Annotated in this window: 15 protein-coding genes, 1 tRNA gene and 2 pseudogenes; 14 read left to right on the top strand and 4 right to left on the bottom strand. The window is 49.0% G+C overall.

Annotation, left to right across the window (positions count from 1 at the left end):
* The first annotated feature begins 142 nt into the window (after positions 1 to 142).
* Entirely contained in the window at positions 143 to 1,408 is a 1,266-nt protein-coding gene (yjeH, locus tag OGW44_RS25060) for an L-methionine/branched-chain amino acid transporter (protein ID WP_104651677.1), read from the top strand.
* Between the two features lie 48 nt (positions 1,409 to 1,456).
* Here yjeH and OGW44_RS25055 read toward each other — a convergent pair whose 3' ends face one another.
* Positions 1,457 to 1,933 (bottom strand): FxsA family protein, encoded by a 477-nt coding sequence (locus tag OGW44_RS25055; RefSeq protein WP_016151389.1) that lies wholly within the window; start codon positions 1,931 to 1,933, stop codon positions 1,457 to 1,459.
* A gap of 338 nt (positions 1,934 to 2,271) precedes the next feature.
* On the opposite strand from OGW44_RS25055, the gene aspA reads away from it, so the two are divergent.
* From aspA to OGW44_RS25030, 5 genes are all read left to right on the top strand, one after another.
* Positions 2,272 to 3,708, top strand: coding sequence for an aspartate ammonia-lyase (gene aspA / locus OGW44_RS25050; protein ID WP_016151388.1), 1,437 nt, complete (start codon positions 2,272 to 2,274; stop codon positions 3,706 to 3,708).
* Between the two features lie 115 nt (positions 3,709 to 3,823).
* Complete coding sequence (dcuA, locus tag OGW44_RS25045) at positions 3,824 to 5,125, top strand: anaerobic C4-dicarboxylate transporter DcuA (protein WP_016151387.1); 1,302 nt, start codon at positions 3,824 to 3,826, stop codon at positions 5,123 to 5,125.
* 131 nt (positions 5,126 to 5,256) lie between these two features.
* Positions 5,257 to 5,604 (top strand): divalent cation tolerance protein CutA, encoded by a 348-nt coding sequence (gene cutA / locus OGW44_RS25040; protein WP_003025447.1) that lies wholly within the window; start codon positions 5,257 to 5,259, stop codon positions 5,602 to 5,604.
* Complete coding sequence (locus OGW44_RS25035) at positions 5,580 to 7,289, top strand: protein-disulfide reductase DsbD (RefSeq protein ID WP_137380703.1); 1,710 nt, start codon at positions 5,580 to 5,582, stop codon at positions 7,287 to 7,289. Before cutA ends, OGW44_RS25035 begins: the two co-directional genes overlap by 25 nt.
* 36 nt (positions 7,290 to 7,325) lie before the next feature.
* Positions 7,326 to 7,901 (top strand): transcriptional regulator, encoded by a 576-nt coding sequence (locus OGW44_RS25030; protein ID WP_008785982.1) that lies wholly within the window; start codon positions 7,326 to 7,328, stop codon positions 7,899 to 7,901.
* 1 nt (position 7,902) lies between these two features.
* Here the strand turns inward: OGW44_RS25030 and OGW44_RS25870 are convergent.
* Positions 7,903 to 7,989: pseudogene (locus OGW44_RS25870) on the bottom strand (LysE family translocator); the annotation flags it as partial.
* 288 nt (positions 7,990 to 8,277) lie between these two features.
* On the opposite strand from OGW44_RS25870, the gene OGW44_RS25025 reads away from it, so the two are divergent.
* The 7 genes from OGW44_RS25025 (at position 8,278) to OGW44_RS24995 (ending at position 17,455) form a co-directional block, all read left to right on the top strand.
* A tRNA-Phe gene (locus OGW44_RS25025) sits at positions 8,278 to 8,353 on the top strand.
* Between the two features lie 176 nt (positions 8,354 to 8,529).
* Positions 8,530 to 9,714 (top strand): tyrosine-type recombinase/integrase, encoded by a 1,185-nt coding sequence (locus OGW44_RS25020; protein ID WP_001218742.1) that lies wholly within the window; start codon positions 8,530 to 8,532, stop codon positions 9,712 to 9,714.
* A gap of 149 nt (positions 9,715 to 9,863) precedes the next feature.
* Entirely contained in the window at positions 9,864 to 10,874 is a 1,011-nt protein-coding gene (locus OGW44_RS25015; protein WP_000053331.1) for a LacI family DNA-binding transcriptional regulator, read from the top strand.
* Positions 10,875 to 10,969: 95 nt separating this feature from the next.
* On the top strand, positions 10,970 to 13,096 hold the full coding sequence (locus tag OGW44_RS25010; RefSeq protein ID WP_000253907.1) for an alpha-galactosidase: 2,127 nt from the start codon (positions 10,970 to 10,972) through the stop codon (positions 13,094 to 13,096).
* 62 nt (positions 13,097 to 13,158) lie between these two features.
* Positions 13,159 to 14,436, top strand: coding sequence for an MFS transporter (locus OGW44_RS25005; RefSeq protein ID WP_001083368.1), 1,278 nt, complete (start codon positions 13,159 to 13,161; stop codon positions 14,434 to 14,436).
* Positions 14,436 to 15,866, top strand: a complete 1,431-nt coding sequence (locus tag OGW44_RS25000) for a glycoside hydrolase family 32 protein (RefSeq protein ID WP_000813678.1) — start codon at positions 14,436 to 14,438, stop codon at positions 15,864 to 15,866. The genes OGW44_RS25005 and OGW44_RS25000 overlap by 1 nt, the downstream gene beginning before the upstream one ends.
* A 194-nt stretch (positions 15,867 to 16,060) precedes the next feature.
* Positions 16,061 to 17,455: a carbohydrate porin gene (locus OGW44_RS24995; protein WP_001037798.1), complete on the top strand. Its 1,395-nt coding sequence runs from the start codon at positions 16,061 to 16,063 to the stop codon at positions 17,453 to 17,455.
* Between the two features lie 577 nt (positions 17,456 to 18,032).
* Here the strand turns inward: OGW44_RS24995 and OGW44_RS24990 are convergent.
* Positions 18,033 to 18,347, bottom strand: a pseudogene (locus tag OGW44_RS24990) (integrase core domain-containing protein); the annotation flags it as partial.
* Between the two features lie 47 nt (positions 18,348 to 18,394).
* Positions 18,395 to 18,670, bottom strand: a complete 276-nt coding sequence (locus OGW44_RS24985) for an IS1 family transposase (protein WP_023181049.1) — start codon at positions 18,668 to 18,670, stop codon at positions 18,395 to 18,397.
* A gap of 49 nt (positions 18,671 to 18,719) precedes the next feature.
* Here OGW44_RS24985 and OGW44_RS24980 point away from each other — a divergent pair, with 49 nt between their 5' ends.
* On the top strand, positions 18,720 to 19,754 hold the full coding sequence (locus OGW44_RS24980; protein WP_032153697.1) for a tetratricopeptide repeat protein: 1,035 nt from the start codon (positions 18,720 to 18,722) through the stop codon (positions 19,752 to 19,754).
* Positions 19,755 to 19,807 lie beyond the last annotated feature (53 nt).

The following is a 19,807-nucleotide window of genomic DNA, read 5'->3' as shown; positions in this document are numbered from 1 at the left end:
TCAGCAGAAAATTCCGGCAAAACGCCGACGCGCATCACATTTTATAACGATTTCAGTCACGTCGTCATAAGCAAATACGATTGTGATACCATCAAAAATCTGCGCTGTAGCCCGGTCAATGGGCATAACCGGATAACAACTTATGAGCGGACTGAAACAAGAGCTGGGACTGGCTCAGGGCATTGGCCTGTTGTCGACATCATTACTAGGTACAGGCGTTTTCGCCGTCCCTGCGCTAGCCGCGCTGGTGGCTGGCAACAACAGCCTGTGGGCCTGGCCGGTGCTGATTGTTTTAGTCTTTCCCGTGGCGATTGTCTTTGCCGTACTGGGTCGTCATTTTCCCAGCGCGGGTGGCGTGGCGCATTTTGTTGGTATGGCCTTTGGCCCACGCCTGGAGCGCGTCACCGGATGGCTATTTTTGTCGGTGATTCCCGTCGGCTTGCCTGCGGCATTACATATTGCCGCCGGATTTGGTCAGGCAATGTTTGGCTGGCATGACGAACAGCTTCTGTTGGCAGAGCTCGGTACGCTGGCATTGGTTTGGTATATCGGCTCCCACGGTGCCAGCTCTAGCGCTAATCTGCAAACGGTCATTGCCGGATTGATTGTTGCCCTCATTGTCGCCATCTGGTGGGCAGGCGATGTGAAACCTGGCGAAATCCCCTTCCCTGCGATAACCGAGATTGAGCTCCCCGGACTGTTCGCCGCGCTGTCGGTGATGTTCTGGTGTTTTGTTGGCCTTGAAGCGTTTGCCCATCTGGCATCTGAATTCAAAAACCCGGAGCGGGATTTCCCGCGCGCGCTGATGATCGGCCTGCTGCTTGCGGGCTCTGTTTATTGGGCATGCACCGTCGTCGTGCTTCATTTTGGCGCCTACGGTGAGCAAATGGCGGCGGCGGCCTCACTGCCAGAGATCGTCGTGCAGTTATTTGGCGTACAGGCACTGTGGGTCGCCTGCATCATTGGTTATCTGGCCTGTTTTGCCAGTCTCAACATTTATATTCAAAGCTTCGCCCGGCTGGTCTGGTCGCAAGCGCAATATAAGCCGGAAAGTCATCTGGCGCGTCTGTCTCCCCGTCACCTTCCGCGCAATGCGCTAAACGCCGTATTGGGCTGCTGCGTGATCAGTACGTTGTGCATCTATATGCTGAAAATCAATCTCGATGCGTTAATCGTCTATGCTAACGGCATCTTTATTATGATTTATTTGCTGTGCATGCTGGCGGGATGTCGATTACTGAAAGGGCAGTATCGCATGCTGGCGGTCATTGGCGGTCTACTGTGTCTGCTGCTGTTGGCAATGGTTGGCTGGAAGAGCCTGTATGCACTGATTATGTTGGCAGGGCTGTGGCTGTTTTTACCCCGCAGGCCGGATAAGGCGACGTTGACACCGTCATCCGGCAGATAAGCATTTTGCCGGATGGTGCTCACGCTTATCCGGCCCGCATACTGATGCTTAATCCCGAGGATCGTCTTTATGATCAATACGGTTGCGATCGTCGTCTTTGCGCTGAAATTCGCCATCAAAGGTCTCACCGCCACCGGTTCCGGCGCTGAAACCACCGCCCGGCATACGCGAAAAACGCAAATGCGGCAGTAGTTTCATCGTCAGATGTTTTTGCACCGGGGGTAATAAAAGAAGAAGACCGAGGAAATCGGTGAAAAAACCGGGCAGTACCAACAGCAGACCAGCAATGATCAGCGACACGCTCTTGATCATTTCTGCAGCAGGACTTTCACCAGCCGCCATTTTTTGTTGCATCAGTAAAAAATTTTTAAATCCCTGGTTACGAACCAGAGACATACCGATAACCGACGTAAAAATAACCAAAATCAGCGTCATCAGGACACCCAGGACATGGGCAACCTGAATAAAAATAGATATCTCTATGTAAACATAGAGAAAAATGGCAAGTAATGGTATCCAGCGCAAAGGGTTCTCCTGTCAATAACAGTCGTTTTTTTCAACGCCTGTCCGATGAATTATGTGACTCGCATCAATTAGATGTTGAGGTGGTTAGCAAAATTTCAAGTCGCTTGTACACTTATTTTTAGTATTAATCCTAAAGGGGTGATCCATTTCACAGAATAATAAATAAGGGGTAAATTCCACGCTTTAAGTGATCCAGATTACGGTAGAAATCCTGAACCAGCATATGATCTCGAGTATCAGACCGATGCAGGGGATAATCGTCGGTCGAGAAACAATCGAAATCACATATATCCTGTGTGTTTAGTCAAATCATTGGCAGCTTGAAAAAGAAGGTTCACATGTTAAACAACATTCGTATCGAAGAAGACTTGTTGGGTACCAGGGAAGTTCCAGCGGACGCCTACTACGGTGTTCACACTCTGAGAGCGATTGAAAACTTCTACATTAGCAACAACAAAATCAGCGACATTCCTGAATTTGTTCGCGGTATGGTAATGGTTAAAAAGGCAGCGGCAATGGCCAACAAAGAGCTGCAAACCATTCCTAAGAGTGTGGCAAATGCCATCATCGCGGCGTGTGATGAAGTCCTGAATAACGGAAAATGCATGGATCAATTCCCGGTAGATGTTTACCAGGGTGGTGCGGGTACCTCCGTCAACATGAACACCAACGAAGTGCTGGCCAATATCGGTCTGGAACTGATGGGTCACCAGAAAGGTGAATATCAGTACCTGAACCCGAACGACCACGTTAACAAATGTCAGTCTACCAACGACGCTTACCCAACTGGCTTCCGTATCGCGGTATACGCATCCATCATCAAACTGATCGATGCCCTGAACCAGCTGCGTGAAGGCTTCGAACAAAAAGCTGTTGAATTCCAGGACATCCTGAAAATGGGCCGTACCCAGCTGCAGGATGCTGTACCGATGACCCTCGGTCAGGAATTCCATGCTTTCAGCGTACTGTTGAAAGAAGAAGTGAAAAACATTAGTCGTACCGCTGAGCTGCTGCTGGAAGTTAACCTCGGTGCAACTGCAATCGGTACGGGTCTGAACACGCCGAAAGAATACTCCCCGCTGGCAGTACAGAAACTGGCTGAAGTCACTGGCTTCGCCTGTGTTCCGGCAGAAGATCTGATTGAAGCAACTTCTGACTGCGGCGCATACGTTATGGTTCACGGCGCACTGAAACGTCTGGCTGTTAAGATGTCCAAAATCTGTAACGACCTGCGTTTGCTCTCCTCTGGCCCACGTGCTGGTCTGAACGAGATCAACCTGCCGGAACTGCAGGCTGGTTCTTCTATCATGCCAGCAAAAGTGAACCCAGTTGTTCCAGAAGTCGTAAACCAGGTTTGCTTTAAAGTCATCGGTAACGACATCACCGTTACTATGGCATCTGAAGCTGGTCAGCTGCAGCTGAACGTAATGGAGCCGGTCATTGGCCAGGCAATGTTTGAATCCATTCACATTCTGAGCAATGCTTGCTACAACCTGCTGGAAAAATGCGTTAGTGGTATCACTGCTAACAAAGAAGTCTGTGAAGCGTTTGTATTCAACTCCATCGGCATCGTTACTTACCTCAACCCGTTCATCGGTCACCACAACGGCGACATCGTCGGTAAAATTTGTGCCGAAACCGGTAAGAGCGTACGTGAAGTTGTCCTGGAACGCGGTCTGTTGACCGAGTCTGAACTGGACGATATCTTCTCTGCACAGAACCTGATGCACCCTGCTTATAAAGCAAAACGTTATACTGATGAAAGCGAACAGTAATCGTGTAGGGTAGTACCGGAGAAGGCACGTCATGATGACGTGCCTTTTTTCTTACTCGAAGTTACTTAAAAACAACAATTTAATATCAACTTGTTAAACAACAAGGAAGGCTAATATGATAGTTTTAGAACTTATCATCGTTTTGCTGGCAATCTTTTTAGGTGCCAGACTTGGGGGTATCGGTATTGGATTTGCAGGTGGGCTGGGTGTTCTGGTTCTTGCCGCTATTGGCGTAAAACCGGGTAATATTCCGTTCGATGTTATTTCCATTATCATGGCGGTTATCGCTGCCATCTCTGCCATGCAGATTGCCGGTGGTCTGGACTATCTGGTTCATCAAACTGAAAAACTGCTGCGTAAAAACCCGAAATACATCACGATCCTTGCACCAATCGTGACCTATTTCCTGACTATCTTTGCCGGTACCGGCAACATCTCTCTGGCAACTCTGCCGGTTATCGCTGAAGTCGCGAAGGAACAAGGTATCAAACCTTGCCGTCCGCTCTCTACCGCAGTGGTTTCTGCACAGATTGCGATTACGGCGTCGCCAATCTCCGCAGCCGTGGTTTACATGTCTTCCGTAATGGAAGGTCATGGCATCAGCTACATTCACCTGCTGTCCGTGGTCATTCCGTCCACTCTGCTGGCCGTTCTGGTGATGTCCTTCCTGGTAACGATGCTGTTCAACTCCAAACTGTCTGACGACCCGATTTATCGTAAGCGTCTGGAAGAAGGTTTGGTTGAACTGCGTGGTGAAAGACAAGTTGAAATCAAAGCTGGCGCGAAAACCTCCGTTTGGTTGTTCCTGCTGGGCGTGATTTGCGTAGTTGTATACGCCATCATCAACAGCCCAAGCCTCGGCCTGGTTGCTAAACCGCTGATGAACACCACCAACGCAATCCTGATCATCATGCTGAGCGTCGCGACGCTGACTACGATCGTCTGCCGCGTTGAAACTGACTCCATCCTGAACTCCAGCACCTTTAAAGCGGGTATGAGCGCCTGTATTTGTATCCTGGGTGTTGCATGGCTGGGTGATACCTTCGTATCTCACAACATTGACTGGATCAAAGATACTGCAGGTAGCGTAATTCAGGGTCATCCGTGGTTGCTGGCTGTCATCTTCTTCTTTGCTTCTGCGCTGCTGTACTCTCAGGCTGCAACCGCTAAAGCACTGATGCCGATGGCTCTGGCTCTGAACGTTTCCCCACTGACTGCTGTTGCGTCTTTCGCAGCTGTTTCTGGCCTGTTCATTCTGCCAACCTACCCAACTCTGGTTGCGGCGGTGCAGATGGATGACACCGGTACAACCCGCATCGGTAAATTCGTCTTTAACCATCCGTTCTTCATCCCGGGTACTCTGGGCGTGCTTTTGGCTGTCTGCTTCGGCTTCTTGCTGGGCAGCTTCATGCTGTAAGACTTTACTGCAGGGTGCCTTCGCGCCCTGCAGTTCCTCCTCCTCATCATCCCGCTTTAACTAACATCCTTCCCTCGTCCGTTGTATAGTGACCACTCTTTAGCTGGTTACTCTGTTCTTTCGAGGTGTTTATGCTTGATGTAAAGAGTCAGGATATTTCCATCCCCGATACCGTTGTGGTGCTCTGTACCGCCCCGGATGAAGCAACCGCCCAGGATCTGGCCGCCAAAGTGCTGGCGGAAAAGCTGGCTGCCTGCGTGACGCTGCTGCCTGGCGCGACCTCCCTCTATTATTGGGAAGGTAAGCTGGAGCAGGAATATGAAGTCCAGATGATTTTAAAAACCACCGTCACACACCAGCAAGCCCTTCTCGATTGCCTGAAGTCACATCATCCATACCAAACGCCTGAACTTCTGGTTTTACCCGTCACTCACGGAGACTTTGATTACCGCTCATGGCTCAACGCATCCTTACGCTGATCCTGCTGCTGTGCAGCACATCTACCTTTGCCGGATTATTTGACGCGCCTGGCCGCTCGCAGTTTGTTCCTGCCGATCGGGCGTTTGTTTTTGATTTTCAGCAAAACCAACACGATCTGAACCTCTCATGGCAGGTTAAAGATGGCTACTATCTGTATCGCAAACAGATAAGCATTACGCCATCTCAGGCCGATATCGCCGAGGTAAAACTACCGCCAGGCGTCTGGCATGAAGATGAGTTTTATGGCAAAAGTGAGATTTACCGTAAACAATTGACTATCCCGGTCACGGTCAATCAGGCTAAATCTGGCGCAACATTAACGGTCACATACCAGGGCTGTGCCGACGCCGGTTTTTGCTATCCGCCTGAAACTAAAACGGTGCCATTAAGTGAAGTGTCTGCCGATACCAGGGCGACACCTGCGCCAGTTCCTGCCACCGATACTTTGCAAGAGAGACCACAACCCGCAACCCAGCTTCCCTTTTCCGCGCTATGGGCATTGCTAATCGGAATTGGCATCGCGTTTACACCTTGCGTATTGCCGATGTATCCACTGATTTCCGGTATCGTGCTAGGCGGCAAACAACGCTTATCAACCGGACGCGCGCTGCTGCTGACGTTTATCTACGTCCAGGGAATGGCGCTCACTTATACCGCGCTGGGTCTGGTTGTTGCGGCCGCCGGATTGCAGTTCCAGGCTGCGCTACAGCATCCTTACGTCCTGATTGGCCTTGCCGTCGTCTTTACGCTGCTGGCCCTTTCAATGTTTGGCTTGTTCACGCTGCAGCTCCCTTCATCGCTGCAAACACGCCTTACATTGTTGAGTAACCGTCAGCAAGGCGGTTCCCCCGGTAGCGTCTTTGCGATGGGTGCGATTGCCGGCCTCATCTGTTCTCCTTGTACAACGGCCCCGCTAAGCGCGATTTTGCTGTATATCGCTCAGAGCGGGAACATGTGGCTGGGAGGCGGCACGCTGTATCTGTACGCGCTAGGGATGGGATTACCTCTGATGCTAATTACCGTATTCGGTAATCGTCTGTTGCCTAAAAGCGGCCCATGGATGGAACATGTCAAAACCGCTTTTGGCTTTGTCATTCTGGCGCTCCCCGTCTTCTTACTCGAACGCATCATTGGCGACGACTGGGGCGTTCGCCTGTGGTCGCTGTTGGGCGTCGCATTCTTTAGCTGGGCATTTATCACCAGCCTGCAGGCAAAGCACGCCTGGATGCGCATCGTGCAAATTATCCTGTTAGCTGCAGCGCTGGTAACCGTTCGGCCATTGCAGGACTGGGCGTTCGGCGTGCCGCATGCTCAAACCCAGACACACCTTAACTTCACGCCTGTGGCTTCGGTGGATGCGCTAAATCAGGCGCTGGCACAAGCTAAAGGCAAGCCCGTGATGTTGGATCTGTATGCTGACTGGTGCGTGGCCTGTAAGGAGTTTGAGAAGTATACGTTTAGCAATCAGCAGGTTCAGCAAGCGCTAGGCGACACGGTGCTTTTGCAGGCGGATGTGACTGCAAATAATGCCCAGGATGTCGCTCTGCTGAAACATCTACAGGTTTTAGGTTTGCCGACTATTTTGTTCTTTGACGCCGAGGGGAAAGAGCATCCGGAGGCTCGGGTAACCGGCTTTATGGATGCCGCGACCTTCAGCGCACATTTGCGCGATCGCCAACCGTGAGCGACACTTGCAACAGGAAATACGGAGGAGAATACCGTGCAACGTGAAGATGTCCTGGGAGAAGCCCTGAAATTACTTGAGGTTCAAGGGATAGCCAATACCACACTGGAAATGGTGGCCGAACGTATCGATTATCCTCTTGATGAACTACAACGCTTTTGGCCCGACAAAGAGGCCATTCTGTACGATGCGTTACGTTACCTCAGCCAGCGGGTGGATATCTGGCGGCGTCAACTTTTGCTGGATGACACCCTGAGCGCTGAACAGAAATTACTGGCACGCTACACCGCGCTGTCCGAATGCGTGAGCAATAATCGCTATCCAGGCTGCCTGTTTATCGCCGCCTGTACGTTTTACCCCGATCCTGGGCATCCGATCCATCAGTTAGCCGATCAGCAAAAAAAGGCAGCACATGACTTCACCCATGAGCTGCTGACGACGCTGGAAGTTGACGACCCTGCAATGGTCGCCAAACAGATGGAACTGGTGCTGGAGGGCTGTCTGAGCCGCATGCTGGTGAATCGTAGCCATGCTGATGTCGAAACGGCACACCGCCTGGCTGAAGATATCCTGCGCTTTGCTCAGTGCCGTATGGGCGGTGCGCTGACCTAAGCAAGCATGCCCGCCAGGCCGAAATGAGTAAACAAAAACGCACCATCGCCACGGTGGTGCGAAATACTCTGTTAAACGCCCGCCCAACTCATTGCCCGACACACCAGCGGGTCCTGCCGCAGCAATTGCACCGTTAGTTACTGGAAACGTCGGAAAGGTTTGTGCACAACTTGCGGTAGTGTGCGGGAGTAATACAGGCCGCGTAACCTTTTCGTCAGCCTTTGCTCATATAGAAGGTCAGATAGGTAAATTGCCTGGAAGTTTTGTGCAAACTTCAGGCATAATCGCACAGATTGCCGCAATATTAAGCGGTTGAACATCTTTTCCCGAAATTTGATTGACTGGCAGACGTGAATACGGTTTAATGCGCCCCGTTGCCCGGATAGCTCAGTCGGTAGAGCAGGGGATTGAAAATCCCCGTGTCCTTGGTTCGATTCCGAGTCCGGGCACCACTTTCACTTCCAGATTCATCTCCCGAACTCCACGAAACTCAAGTATAATCACATCGTTACAAGCAATCTGAACATCCTGAACTCCACCGAACTCTACTGAACTCTCTCTCAATCAAGCGTTCATTGGGGGCACCGGTGGGGGCTCATTGTGTTCAGTCAGTTTCAGGAGCCCCCATATGGCACTTACAGCCAGACAGGTCGAAACAGCCAGACCTAAAGAAAAAGACTATAAACTCTCTGACGAACGTGGTTTATATCTGCTGGTAAAAACCACGGGTGCCCGCTACTGGCGGCTTAAATACCGGATAGCAGGAAAAGAGAAAAAACTGGCCCTCGGCGTCTATCCCGACGTCTCCCTTGCTGAAGCCAGAATCAAACGCGACGATGCCCGAAAAATTATCTCCGAAGGTGGCGACCCGGGCGAAAAGAAGCGAAAGGAAAAACTCACTCAGAAAATCTCTGCCACCAATACGTTCCATGCCCTTGCTACGGAATGGCATCAGCATAAATCTTTGTCATGGTCTGAAAGTTACGCCAGAAGCGTACTGGAGGCTCTGGATAAAGATATTTTCCCGTATCTGGGCAAACGAAGCGTTACTGATATCCTCCCGCTGGAAATGCTGGAAATTCTGCGCCGCATAGAAAAACGTGGCTCGCTGGAAAAACTTCGTAAGGTGCGTCAATACTGTAATCAGATTTTTCGTTATGCCATCGCCACCGGACGAGCCACTGTCAATCCGGCATCTGAACTGACCAGTACGCTGGCGGCGCCAAAAGCTGCACATTTCCCCCACCTGAGAGCAGATGAGCTCCCTGTTTTTCTCCGGAAGCTCGCTGAATATCATGGCAGTCCTGTTACCCGCATGGCGACAAATCTGCTGCTTCTGACAGGCCTCAGAACGATTGAACTACGGTCCGCTGAATGGTCAGAAATTGATTTTGATAATGCCCTGTGGACAATCCCTGAAAGCCGCATGAAAATGCGACGTAAACATGTCGTACCACTGTCACGACAGGCCACTGACATTCTGCTGCAGCTCAAAACTTTCTCCGGACAATACCGGCTGGTTTTCCCGGGACGTTGTGATATCAACAAGCCAATGAGCGAAGCCAGCATCAATATGGTGCTCAAACGTATCGGTTACGATGGCAGGGCAACCGGTCATGGTTTTCGTCACACCATGAGTACCATTCTGCACGAACAGGGCTTTAATTCTGCCTGGATTGAAATGCAGTTAGCTCATGTGGATAAAAATTCCATCAGGGGTACCTATAATCATGCCCTGTATCTCGATGGTCGCCGTGAAATGATGCAATGGTACGCTGACTACATTGATTCACTTTCCATCCAGGAGAGTTAATTACACTTTGTCCTGAAATTATTCTCACAATCAATAACCTTTCCCTCTGATCTGTAAGATCAGAGGGATTCCGTTAACTTACAATAAGTGATATTGGTTGTCTGGAGATTTAGGGGGACGGTCTACTATAATAATTAGCAGGAGATAATATGTCACTTAAGGCGATTGCCACTGCACTCGGAGTTTCTGTCACCACTGTCAGTCGGGCTCTTGGAGGCTATGCAGATGTGTCAGCTTCCACCCGTGCACGGGTGGAAGCTGAAGCTCGTCGACGCGGTTACCGTCCTAATACTCAGGCAAGAAGACTCAAAACCGGTAAAACCGATGCTGTCGGTCTGGTTTATCCTGGACGTGATGTGCCATTTAACAGTGGTGTTTTTATGGATATGGTCAGTTGCATCAGCCGGGAACTTGCTCACCATGATATTGACTTACTACTGATAGCTGATGATGAGCATGCCGATTGCCACAGCTATATGCGGCTTGTTGAAAGTCGCAGGGTTGATGCTCTCATCATTGCACACACTCTGGATGACGATCCCCGTATCACACACCTTCATAAAGCAGGTATTCCATTTCTGGCTCTTGGTCGGGTACCATCTGGTCTGCCCTGTGCGTGGTTTGACTTTGATAATCATGCCGGGACTGGACAGGCAACCCAGAAACTGATTGCTTTGGGACATAAACGTATTGCATTGTTGAGTGAAGACACTTCACATAGCTATGTTGTTGCAAGACGTCAGGGATGGCTTGATGCACTGAATGAGCATGAACTGGAAGATACATGGCTGCGGCTGGTTTCTCCCACACGGCGAGCAGGATATCAGGCCGTGATGGAGTTAATGTCACTACCGATACCACCAACAGCTATTATTACTGACAATGACCTGAGTGGAGATGGTGCTGCCATGGCACTGCAGTTGAGCGGTCGTCTTTCAGGAAAAGATGCGGTATCTCTGGTTGTATATGATGGTTTGCCACAGGACAGTATTATTGAGCTGGATGTGGCTGCAGTTATTCAGTCAACACGAAGCCTCGTTGGTCGCCAGATTTCCGAGATGATATATCAGATAATTACTGATTCATCATCAAAACCACTACAGGTTGTCTGGAACCCGGTATTTTATCCGGGAAAGACGATTCATCCTCCTTGCTCCTGATTTTTTTATCCAGCTCACATATCCGAAACGTTTTGGTTGATACCCGAAACGTTTCGGATCAACAGTAAGGCATCCCTGAGAAAGGAGAATGTCTTATGGTTTCAAAGTACTGCAGACTGAGCAGTCCTCGCTCTGATTTAATTATTAAAACCCGTCCACATGCAGAAATTATCTGGTGGGGCTCTGCACTGAAACATTTCTCACCGGATGACTGTGCCAGCCTGGAAAGACCGGTTGCGAATGGTCGTCTGGATATTGATACGCCACTAACACTGATGGCTGAAAATGCCCTGGGACTTTTTAGCTCTCCGGGACTGGAAGGACACAGGAATGGGCTGGATGCATCTCCTGTTTTTTATACAGTTGACGTGGAACATACCGAAAACACTCTGAGACTTACCAGTGAAGATTCGGTAGCCGGCCTGCGTCTGGTCAGCGAGCTGGTGATGACGCCATCAGGAATTCTGAAAGTTCGTCATGCACTGACCAACCTCAGAGAGGGGGACTGGCAGATAAATCGTTTCGCCATCACTTTACCTTTAGCGGAACGTGCGGAAGAAGTCATGGCTTTTCACGGACGCTGGACTCGTGAATTTCAGCCGCACAGGGTACGTCTCACTCATGATGCTTTTGTTCTGGAAAATCGCAGAGGGCGGACATCTCATGAGCATTTTCCGGCGCTGATTGTCGGCACGCCAGGCTTCTCGGAACAACAGGGAGAGGTGTGGGCTGTGCATCTGGGGTGGAGTGGAAATCACCGCATGAGATGTGAGGCAAAAACTGACGGCAGGCGTTACGTTCAGGCTGAGGCTCTGTGGATGCCGGGTGAGAAGGCTCTCAGGAAGAATGAAACCCTGTACACCCCGTGGCTATATGCCTGCCACTCTGCGGATGGCCTGAATGGAATGAGTCAGCAATACCATCGTTTTTTGCGTGATGAAATTATCCGTTTCCCTGAGCAAAAACCCCGCCCTGTACATCTCAATACCTGGGAAGGTATTTATTTCAATCACAATCCTGATTACATCATGCAGATGGCTGAGCGTGCAGCAGCACTGGGCGTTGAACGTTTCATTATTGATGATGGCTGGTTTAAAGGACGTAACGATGACCGCGCGGCTCTGGGCGACTGGTATACCGATGAACAGAAATACCCGAACGGGCTGATGCCGGTTATTAAACATGTGAAATCTCTCGGTATGGAATTTGGCATATGGGTTGAGCCGGAAATGATTAACCCGGATTCTGACCTGTTTCGTCTTCATCCTGACTGGGTATTGTCAATGCCTGGATATTCCCAGCCAACCGGAAGATATCAGTATGTTCTTAACCTGAATATTCCAGAGGCCTTTGCTTACATTTATGAACGTTTCTTATGGTTACTGGGAGAACATCCGGTTGATTATGTGAAATGGGACATGAATCGTGAGCTTGTACAGGCAGGGCATGAAGGCCGTGCGGCAGCAGATGCACAGACCCGTCAGTTCTATCGATTGCTTGATCTCCTCCGTGAACGTTTTCCACATGTTGAGTTTGAGTCCTGTGCTTCCGGTGGGGGGCGTATTGACTTCGAAGTCCTGAAACGCACACACCGGTTCTGGGCATCTGACAATAATGATGCCCTGGAGCGCTGCACCATACAACGTGGCATGAGTTACTTTTTCCCTCCTGAGGTGATGGGGGCGCATATTGGCCATCGCCGCTGCCATGCAACTTTCCGGCAGCACAGCATCGCTTTTCGTGGGCTGACGGCATTGTTCGGCCATATGGGGCTGGAGCTGGATCCGGTGGCCGCAGATGCGAAGGAATCTGACGGTTATCGCCGGTATGCCTTGCTCTATAAAGAATGGCGACAACTGATTCATACAGGAGTTCTCTGGCGTGTGGATATGCCAGATCCTTCGATACAGGTTCAGGGAGTCGTCAGCCCTGATCAGTCTCAGGCACTTTTTATGATCAGCCAGCTTGCAATGCCGGATTACACCTTACCAGGCATACTTCGTTTTCCCGGTCTGGCGGCGGAAGTGCGTTACCGGCTTCGGGTTATTGATCACCCGGACCTCCAGGTGGTTGGTGAAGGCGGTCATACCATGCGCAAATTACCTGTCTGGATGAATCAGAGCCTTGAGGCCAGTGGTGAATGGCTGGCACAGGGAGGGATTCAGCTCCCCGTACTGGATCCGGAGAGTGCGATTTTGATAGCACTTGAAAGAGCTGTGTGAAGAGAGGTACGGAGCCTCAGCTCCGTCCTGTTTCTCAATATTATCCCGTGAGGGTAAGAATAATGAATTCTGCAAGTACGCATAAAAATCCCGATTTCTGGATTTTCGGTCTGTTCTTCTTTCTCTACTTTTTCATCATGGCAACCTGTTTTCCGTTTTTGCCTGTATGGCTGTCCGATGTGGTCGGACTGAGTAAAACGGATACAGGTATAGTCTTTTCATGTCTTTCTCTGTTTGCCATCAGTTTCCAGCCATTGCTTGGGGTCATATCAGATCGCCTGGGACTGAAAAAAAACCTGATCTGGAGTATCAGCCTGTTACTTGTATTTTTCGCCCCCTTTTTTTTATATGTATTTGCGCCCCTGCTGCGCTTCAATATCTGGGCAGGCGCACTGACTGGCGGTGTCTTTATTGGTTTTGTGTTTTCTGCAGGTGCCGGAGCTATTGAAGCTTATATAGAGCGGGTCAGTCGCAGTCGTGGATTTGAATACGGTAAAGCGAGGATGTTCGGGTGTCTGGGCTGGGCGTTATGTGCGGCTATGGCTGGAATGCTTTTTAATGTCGATCCTTCTCTGGTTTTCTGGATGGGGTCAGGAAGCGCATTATTGTTGCTTCTTCTGTTGTTTCTGGCGCGCCCCAGTACCAGCCAGACGGCAATGGTTATGAATACACTGGGTGCCAATTCTTCCCTGATTTCGACCAGAATGGTCTTCAGCCTGTTTCGCATGCGTCAGATGTGGATGTTTGTTCTCTACACGATTGGTGTGGCCTGTGTCTATGATGTATTTGATCAGCAGTTTGCCACATTTTTTCGTTCATTCTTTGACACTCCTCAGGCAGGAATAAAAGCATTCGGATTTGCTACCACTGCGGGGGAGATTTGTAATGCCATTATCATGTTCTGTACACCATGGATAATTCATCGCATTGGTGCCAAAAATACCCTGCTTGTTGCGGGGGGAATTATGACCATCCGCATTACCGGTTCTGCTTTTGCCACCACCGCGACAGAAGTGGTGATTCTGAAAATGCTTCACGCTCTTGAAGTTCCATTTTTGCTGGTTGGGGCGTTCAAATATATTACGGCAGTGTTTGACACCCGACTGTCAGCGACCGTTTATTTAATAGGTTTTCAGTTTTCCAAACAACTTGCTGCAATACTTCTCTCTACCTTTGCCGGCCACCTGTATGATCGTATGGGATTCCAGAATACGTATTTTGTGCTCGGGATGATTGCTCTGACTGTTACCGTGATATCAGTTTTCACGCTGAGTTCTTCCCGCGGGAGCGTACACCCTTCTGTAGAAAAAGCCCCTGCAGCGCATTCGGAGATTAACTGATGAAACAGCGTCTTGCTTTGGCACAGTCTGCCCTTGAAAAACTTTGCGCACGTCGTGGTAATGCCTGGTACCCGATTTTTCATCTGGCTCCACCTGCCGGCTGGATGAATGATCCAAATGGCCTTATTTACTTCAATGGGCGTTACCATGCGTTCTTCCAGCATCATCCTGCAAGCGCATATCAGGGGCCAATGCACTGGGGGCATGCCACCAGTACCGACATGTTGCACTGGCAACACGAACCTATCGCGCTGGCACCCGGAGATAAATATGATCGTGATGGCTGTTTTTCAGGGAGTGCCGTGGATGATGATGGCGTGCTATCACTTATTTATACTGGTCATATTTGTCTCGATGATCGTGGTAATGACAGCATTATCCGTGAAGTACAGTGTCTGGCTACAAGTCATGATGGTATTCACTTTGAGAAGCAGGGCTGTGTGCTGACACCTCCGGAAGGTATAATGCATTTCCGTGATCCCAAAGTCTGGCACGAAGACGGCTCCTGGTGGATGGTCATTGGTGCCCGGGACGCTTCTGACAATGGGCAAGTTCTGTTGTATCGCGGGACATCTTTGCGGGACTGGCATCTGGAGCATGTTCTTGCTCATTCCGCAGCCGGAAAAAGTTATATGTGGGAATGCCCCGATTTCTTCAGGTGTGGTAATTTTCACTGGCTGATGTTCTCACCACAGGGGATGCCCCCTTCCGGTTATCGGTTCCGTAACCTTTTTCAGAGCGGTGTGTTGGCAGGGAGCTGGAAGCCTGGTTCTGTCTTTGCGCTGAAAGGGGGATTTGAAGAGCTGGATTATGGTCATGACTTTTATGCTCCACAGTCCATGCTGGCTGAGGACGGCAGGCGTATCATTATGGCATGGATGAATATGTGGGATTCACCCGTGCCCACCCGCAGTGAAGCCTGGGCAGGATGTCTGACGCTGCCCAGAGAGGTTTTTGAGCGCGATGGCCGGCTGTGCCAGCGACCTGTGCGTGAAGTCGAATCTCTGCGCAAAAAATGCCAGCCATTATCCCCTGTAAGGTTACAGGGTTTGCAATTACTGACCGAAAATGTACAGGCCGCAGAATTATTGGTGACGTGGCATACGGTTGACAGTCATGCGGAGCACTATGGCGTCCGCCTTGGAGACGGTCTGCGACTTTATGTGGATAATCAGGCCGGGCGACTGGTACTGTGGCGCTATTACCCTGAGGAAGGGTTGGATGGTTACCGCAGTGTTGAACTTCCTGATACAGAATATCTGACTCTTCGTATTTTCTTGGATCGTTCATCTGTTGAAGTGTTTGTTAACGATGGTGAGGCAACCTTATCAAGTCGTATTTATCCGCAAGCGGACTCGAGACAATTATCGTTATATGCCGCTCATGGCGATGCGATATTAACTGATGGCACTTTATGGATGCTGACCTGAGACATATCGATATCAGTATTTTTTCTGACATTATCTGTCATTACTTTGCCAGTACACATTAATTATCTTTGCTGTGTGCTTTTGGTAATGTGTTGCGATTATATATACCAGTCTGGTGAAGAATATGAATGGTATTTTGTGTTGATACAGAGAATATAAGAGTACCCACATTTGTTTTTATTTAAGGGGGTAAAATGAATAAGTTACTTTTGGGTTTATCTCTTTTTTTATTACTGGAATACAATGCGTGTGCAGCAAAAACAGGGGGGCTAACGCTTGAACAAAGAATGGCATTGCTGGAAGAACGCCTGGAAGCTGCAGAAAAAAGGGCGGAAAAAGCAGAAAGAATGTTAAAGAGTTTTGATATAGAACAACATTCTGAAATACGTCAAATTAGTTCAGAGCAGAATAAAAAAGATGCTAACAGCTATGCAGTAGTTGAGTCAACAAAAGAAAAAACATCTTCTCCAGGTTTTCTGCTCTCTGGTTACAATGATTTGAAGTTTTATGGTGATGTGGAGTTTAATATAGATGCTGCCAGTAAACCCGGTCAGTTAGTAATGATAAGTTCCGGGGCGAACAGTGAGTCAGTGAATGAACGGTGGGACCTTAATGGCCGTATTCTATTAGGTTTTGACGGTACCCGTAAGCTTGATAATGGTTATTTCGCTGGATTTTCAGCACAACCACTGGCGGATATGCACGGTTCAGTGAATATTGATGATGCATTATTCTTTTTTGGAAAAGATGACGAGTGGAAAGTGAAAGTCGGTCGTTTTGAAGCTTACGATATGTTCCCTCTAAATCAGGATACTTTCATTGAGTATTCCGGTAATACAGCTAATGATATTTATGCTGATGGCCGTGGTTATATCTATATGATGAAAGAGGGACGCGGTCGTTCTGACGCTGGTGGTAATTTCCTCATCAGTAAACAACTCGATAACTGGTATTTTGAGTTAAACACGTTACTTGAAGACGGAACATCTTTATATAATAACGGTAATTATCATGGACGATATATGGAGCAGCAGAAAAATGTCGCTTATCTGCGCCCGGTAATTGCCTGGTCGCCAACGGAAGAATTCACAGTCTCCGCAGCGATGGAAGCGAACGTGGTAAAAAATGCTTATGGCTATACCGATAATAAGGGGAATTTTGTCGATCAGTCCAATCGTTCCGGTTATGGTATTAGCATGACATGGAACGGTCTGAAAACAGATCCGGAAAATGGCATCGTGGTTACTCTTAATACCGCCTATTTGGATGCCAGTAATGAGAAAGATTTCACTGCCAGTATTAATGCTCTGTGGAAACGTTTCGAACTGGGTTATATCTACGCACATAATAAGATTGATGAATTTAGTGGTGTCGTGTGTAATAATGGTTGCTGGATTGATGGTGAAGGAATATACAACATTCACACCATTCATGCATCTTATCAGTTTGCTAATGTGATGGATATGGAGAACTTTAATATTTACCTCGGGGCTTATTACTCAATTCTGGATAGTAACTGTAGATATAGTAATTGTGACATTACCGATGATCGTTACGGTGCCCGATTACGTTTCAAATACTTTTTTTGATGCATAGTAACAAAGTATTGTTCCACACTTACATTAACGCGTTTTTCGGGCGCGTCATCAGCGATGCATACGAATGATCGCAGTCTGCCAATGGTCGATTTATCTTGGTTGCGCAGGGGCGAGCACCGGGCAGGTACCGGCGGCTGACTCTGAAGCTCTGAGTCGGGTAATTGCGTCAGGTCACGAAGGACTGACACGGGTATTGGTGGCAGGTGATGAAGTACTGAGTGTGGTAATTTCGGGGATGCAATGCAGGAGCTGAGTCAGGTTTGCACTGAGCTGAGGACCCGTAGCGAGCGGGTTCCTGCTATTTTTCGGTGTCAGGGGCGCAAGTCCCGACGTCGGGACTTGCCGGGAGATTGTCAGGTCATTGACCGGGTGTGAGCGGCTCGACGTAAGCGGTAGATATGCCCAATTCCCCCCGATAAATTCATTACCAAACACATTATTCAATTTGTTTTTATTTTTCCGCTTTCAGTCATTATCGCTATCGCTTCGTCGGTAATGACTCCAACTTATTGATAGTGTTTTATGTTCAGATAATGCCCGATGACTTTGTCATGCAGTGGATTTGCCCCTATATTTCCAGACACCTGTTATCACTTAACCCATTACTGGCCCGCTGCCGTAGATATTCCCGTGGCGAGCGATAACCCAGTGCACTATGCGGATGCCATTCGTTATAATGCTCGAACGCCTCTGCAAGGTTCTTTGCTGCCGTTAACCCGTCTGGTTTGGGCATGATACTGATGTAATCACGCTTTATCGTTTTCACGAAGCTCTCTGCTATGCCGTTACTCTCCGGACTCCGCACCGCCGTGTTCTTCGGTTCAAGTCCCAACATCCGGGCGAACTGGCGCGATTTAGCCCCGACATAGCCCCACTGTTCGTCCATTTCCGCGCAGACGATGACGTCACTGCCCGGCTGTATGCGCGAGGTTACCGACTGCGGCCTGAGTTTTTTAAGTGACGTAAAATCGTGTTGAGGCCAACGCCCATAATGCGGGCTGTTGCCCGGCATCCAACGCCATTCATGGCCATATCAATGATTTTCTGGTGCGTACCGAGTTGAGAAGCGGTGTAAGTGAACTGCAGTTGCCATGTTTTACGGCAGTGAGAGCAGAGATAGCGCTGATGTCCGGCGGTGCTTTTGCCGTTACGCACCACCCCGTCAGTAGCTGAACAGGAGGGACAGCTGATAGAAACAGAAGCCACTGGAGCACCTCAAAAACACCATCATACACTAAATCAGTAAGTTGGCAGCATCACCCGCTTTGAAGTGAACAATAACCAGGGTCGTTTCGTATTTCCGGATACCTGGTTTGGCCCATTACTGGGGGAGTTTGAAGAAGTGCTTGATGCATACGACACTGATGAAATCAGTGAGACGGGTTATATCAACAAACTCAGACGCCTTGCTCAACAGGAGCCTGACTTTATTGATATACACGCTCATCTGGCATATGCATTTCTGGAGCAGAATGCCCCGCGTAAGGCACTGAACGCCGCTCTTAAAGGACTGGCGGCAGGTAATCGTCTCATCCCGGAAAGTTTCAGTGGTGAAATCATCTGGATGCATCCCGAAAACCGCCCTTATCTGCGCGCGCTTTATGCAACAATTCTCGCAAATGTGCACTTACAGCGTCATCAGGATGCGGTTATGCTCACTGATAAAATACTGGCATACAATCCTGAAGATAATCAGGGTGCCCGCTGGTTGTTGGGCTCAGAACTGTTACGAACAGGCGATCATAAGCAAGCCTTCAGTGTACTGAAAGAGCATGCTGATGAATTTTCACCTTACTGGTATGAACTTGGTCTTCTGCATTTTCTGAATGGGGAACATGTTAAGGCTGCCACAGCTTTTCGTCATGGCTTTGCTACAAACACTTACATCGCGGAAATGCTGTGCGGAAATTTGCATCCATTTCCACTTGCTGTGCGGCATAACTTCTCCGGCTCTCTGGATACGGCAGAAGATTACTATGCAACATACTCACCATTATGGGGACAATATCCGGAAGCATTGCTGTTTGTAAACTGGCTCTATAACCATTCCTCTGTGCTGCATGAACGAGCAGAAATCATTAAATGCGCCGAAATGCTGATGCAGGAAGATGATTTCGAAATATGCGAAAGCATTTTAAGACAGCAGAAGCTGTTGCGGGAAAGAATTGATGAGACACTTTCTGAGGAAATTGTACAGAAATGCAGAAATATTAACGGTGAATATGTCTGGCCCTGGATATTGCCGTTTTCAGCAGCAGGAATGAAACACTCAAGCATCCAGCATCAGTAGATATTGCATTAGTGTATCTTTCAAACAAGTAATAATTTATCCACCAGTAATAA

It is taken from the genome of Citrobacter sp. Cb023, assembly GCF_030336805.1.
Taxonomy (GTDB): Bacteria; Pseudomonadota; Gammaproteobacteria; order Enterobacterales; family Enterobacteriaceae; genus Citrobacter; species Citrobacter braakii.
The sequence above is the reverse complement of the archived record's forward strand: the minus strand, read 5'-3'. Positions and strand labels throughout refer to the sequence as shown.